Here is a 3735-nt window from a genome sequence, read left to right as displayed (position 1 = left end):
TATCCGAACCAGGTGAACAATGTACTCTGTTTTCCCTTTATGTTCCGCGGAGCATTAGATGTGCGGGCAACAGCCATTAACGATGAAATGAAGGTGGCAGCGGTAGAGGCCATTCGTCAGCTGGCGAAAGAGCCCGTGCCCGATTCCGTGCTAAAAGCAGCCGATGTCAAAGAATTAAACTTCGGCCGCAACTACATTATTCCTAAGCCTATCGACCCACGCTTGTGCCAACGTGTGGCTCGCGCCGTTGCTGAAGCCGCCGTGAAATCCGGCGCGGCGAAAATCGATTTACCAGAAAATTATATGCAGGATTAATCGTCCAATTCGTCATCCGTCGGGATGGGCAAGCCTCTGGCTTCCAGCTCTTCCCGCACGGCTTTGGGTATTTTATTCGAATTCGATTTTTGTAAGTCTTCATCTTCGGGCAGCGGCTGACCGGTAAAAGCGTGTAAAAACGCCTCACACAGCAGTTCGCTGTTGGTAGCATGACGCAAATTATTGATTTGGCGACGGGTCCGCTCATCAGTCAGTACTTTTAATACCCGAGTAGGAATTGAGACCGTAACTTTCTTAACCTGCTGACTCTTACGACCGTGTTCAGCATACGGGTAAATGTATTCGCCGTTCCATTTCATATTCATTACTCTGATGTCAGACAAAACCCTGTAAGTTGTAATGAATTGTACCCGACTGAGCGACCCCGTCAAATTTTATCCGTCTAGATGGCTAAAAGTTGCTGACATTTGTCTGACAATATTTTAGCCTTAGTAGCAGTAACCCAATCCATGCGAGTAGTTAAGGAAGGCGGAATGACAACAACACAGCTCACAGAGGAGCAAAAGCAGGCCGTTGCCGACAGTGTTCAGGTACACAAGTTTGGCGGAAGCAGTCTTGCCGACGCCTTTTGCTATCGACGTGTGGCCCGCATTGTAACGGAATACGCCGGCGCGAGCGATCTTGTCGTGGTTTCCGCCGCTGGTGATACGACCAATCGTATTCTGGCTATTATAAACGCCAAACCGCAGCCGGGCGATACCGCCAGTATTCTGCTCGATCAGCTGGAGAATTTTCAGCAAGGGCTTATCACTGAATTATTAAGTGGCGATTTACAACAGCAATTGCTGCAACAGTCACAACAGGACTTCACTCGCTGGCGTCGTTGGTTAGCCGGTGACGAAGACATTGCTCATAACGCCGAGCTGCTGTCCTACGGTGAACTTTGGTCGGCACGCTTATTATCTGCGCTGCTGCAAAAACAGGGCACCCGGGCCGACCACATTGATGCCCGCGACTTCTTACTGGCAGCGGATGCTCCAGAGCCTGTGATTCAGGTTGAGCACTCCCGTGAAAAGCTACTACTGCGGGTAGCTCCTCATTCCGGCACCCGCTTTATTGTTACCGGCTTTATTGCCCGTGGCTTAAACGGCGAAAGCTTGACTCTGGGTCGCAACGGCAGTGACTACTCAGCTACGCTGGTGGGTAGCTTGCTCGATGCTCGCCAGGTCACCATATGGAAAGACGTTGCCGGTGTTTACTCGGCGGATCCTCGTAAAGTTGAACGTGTCGTCAGTTTGCCCACACTGGACTGGACCGAAGCCGAGGAACTGGCAAGACTTGGCAGCCCGGTTCTGCACCCAAGAACCTTTCAGCCGGTCGACCGTCAACGCATGGTCATATCGGTACGTTCCAGCTTAAAAGTAGAAAACCAGCAAACCCGCATTGGTCAGTTCCAGAATACGCAGCCCCGCGGCAAAGTTTTCACGTCTTTGTCCGAAGTGGTTCTGTTTAAAGTTGAGTTGCAGGACAAGGCTTTAGTAAAGCGCCTGGATGAACTGGAGTTAGAACCGCTGGTCAGTTGGACTGAGCCGGAAAATCATCAGCAGTATCTGGTCTTTCACCAAAACCACTTAGACTATCTGACCGGCTGGCTGGACAGTCTGGGCGCGGGTGATGCCATCACTCAAATTCGCGGTTACTCCATGGTCGCTATTGTCGGTAACCGCATTCAGGAAACCGATCAGTTTTCGACCTTTAAGCTCCAGCTTTCAGAACAAAAAGTACGCCGCTTTGCCTTAACTCAGAACGGCGACTCCGCAGTGGCTATTTTAGAGCAGAAGCTTGATAACCGTTTACTGAACCGTTTACACAGTCAATTATTTAACTACCGCCGCAGTCTGGGTGTGCTGGTTATTGGCCGTGGCAATATTGGTACAGCCTGGTTGGAGCTGTTCAGACAACAACGAGATCGCATTAATCAGGTGATGGACGTTCGCGTTATTGGCATAGCCAACTCCCGCCGTTTATGGCTGGATTACAACGGCGTTGAACTGACCCAGTGGGCAGATGACTTCGACCGCCTGGCGCGCCCTTACGTATTGACCGAACTGTTGCGCGAGCTGCCCAATGCGCCATACGACGAGCTGGTTGTGATTGATTTAACCGATGCCAAACAAGTCGCGCAATTATACCCGAGTCTGTTCGCAAACGGCCTTCATATCATCAGTGCCAACAAACGCGCGGGCTCGGCTGACGAAGCGCTGTACCGCGAAATTCGTACCATCCAGCACGAATACGAACGTGAGTGGCTCTTTAACACCACAGTTGGCGCGGGACTGCCTTTGAATTACGCCATTAATGACTTACGCAATTCCGGCGACGAAATCCGTAGTATTTCCGGTATTTTCTCCGGAACTATGTCCTGGCTGTTTGAGAATTTCACCAAAGGTGTGGCTTTCAGTTCGCTGGTACAAGAAGCCAAATAAAGGGGTTACAGCGAACCCGACCCANNAACGAGAGGATCTGTCCTGCCAGGATCTTGTCCGTAAACTGCTGATTCTTGCACGCGAAATTGGCTTGAATCTGGACTGGCAGGACATTCAGGTACAAAGCCTTGTGCCGGAGAACTTACGCGACATACCGCTTAACGACTTTATGCAACGCATATCTGAGCTTGATGAGCCCATGGCAGCTATGCTCGACGAAGCCGCCAAAGACGGTAAGGTCCCTCGACTACTGGCCAGCTTCACGGTCAGTGATGAGCAGCGGGTTACCGCCCAGGTTGGTATTGAGTACATTCCGGAAGGGGATATGCTGGCAAACCTAATACCCGGCGAAAACATCTTTGTTATCTACACCGACTGGTATTCTGAAATGCCGCTCGTAATAAGTGGTCCAGGTGCAGGTAAACACGTTACCGCAGGTGGTGTTCAGTCCGATTTGAATCAGTTACTGGGTAAACTGGCAGTGGGAGCTTAACGCTCCCACTCATTTTGTCCTAATGCCTGACTAGAATAAATCGTCGTCATTGTCTTCAAAAATATCGCGGTCTGAGTTGCCATTATTACGGCTGTACTCTGTCGGCTCAGTTCCCCGAATGAAGTATTCAAAGCGTGTGGTGTAATCGCTCTTATGCGACAACTTACCAGTTTCTAAGTCGATTCGAACATTCACCACGCCCGGTGGAATACCAAACTCACGTGACGGGAACAGGGGTAACGCCTTTTCCATAAATAGGATCCAGCCCGGCAACGCTGTTTTAGCACCAGCCTCACCGCCTGTTATTGCCTGCTGACTGGAGTCCACTTCAGGATGCTTTGACGTACGCCCCAGCTTTCTGGAAACATCATCAAAACCTACCCAGACCGTGGTGGACAGACTAGAAGTAAAGCCCGAAAACCAGGTGTCTCGCACATCGTTTGTCGTACCGGTTTTACCGGCAATGTTACGACCTACCGC

General features: G+C 50.7%; 3 protein-coding genes and 2 pseudogenes. 3 read left to right on the top strand and 2 right to left on the bottom strand.

Annotation, left to right across the window (positions count from 1 at the left end):
- A pseudogene (locus B3180_RS15160) lies at positions 1-315 on the top strand (malate dehydrogenase); the annotation flags it as partial.
- On the opposite strand, the gene metJ reads toward B3180_RS15160, so the two are convergent.
- Positions 312-635: a met regulon transcriptional regulator MetJ gene (metJ, locus tag B3180_RS15155; protein WP_082332159.1), complete on the bottom strand. Its 324-nt coding sequence runs from the start codon at positions 633-635 to the stop codon at positions 312-314. The pseudogene B3180_RS15160 and the gene metJ overlap by 4 nt on opposite strands.
- A 174-nt stretch (positions 636-809) precedes the next feature.
- Here metJ and metL point away from each other — a divergent pair, with 174 nt between their 5' ends.
- Together metL and B3180_RS15145 are read left to right on the top strand one after the other, a co-directional pair.
- Complete coding sequence (gene metL, locus B3180_RS15150) at positions 810-2762, top strand: bifunctional aspartate kinase/homoserine dehydrogenase II (RefSeq protein ID WP_286845330.1); 1953 nt, start codon at positions 810-812, stop codon at positions 2760-2762.
- On the top strand, positions 2725-3255 hold the full coding sequence (locus B3180_RS15145; RefSeq protein WP_286845327.1) for a hypothetical protein: 531 nt from the start codon (positions 2725-2727) through the stop codon (positions 3253-3255). The genes metL and B3180_RS15145 overlap by 38 nt, the downstream gene beginning before the upstream one ends.
- A gap of 30 nt (positions 3256-3285) precedes the next feature.
- Here the strand turns inward: B3180_RS15145 and B3180_RS15140 are convergent.
- Positions 3286-3735, bottom strand: a pseudogene (locus tag B3180_RS15140) (penicillin-sensitive transpeptidase); the annotation flags it as partial.

The organism is Idiomarina sp. UBA4206 (assembly GCF_002383015.1).
GTDB classification, from domain to species: domain Bacteria; phylum Pseudomonadota; class Gammaproteobacteria; order Enterobacterales; family Alteromonadaceae; genus Idiomarina; species Idiomarina abyssalis.
The sequence above is the reverse complement of the archived record's forward strand: the minus strand, read 5'-3'. Positions and strand labels throughout refer to the sequence as shown.

Excerpts from the sequence above, each read along its gene's own strand:
- metJ (WP_082332159.1), bottom strand. The coding sequence starts at position 635 with ATGAAATGGAACGGCGAATACATTTACCCGTATGCTGAACACGGTCGT.
- metL (WP_286845330.1), top strand. The coding sequence starts at position 810 with ATGACAACAACACAGCTCACAGAGGAGCAAAAGCAGGCCGTTGCCGAC.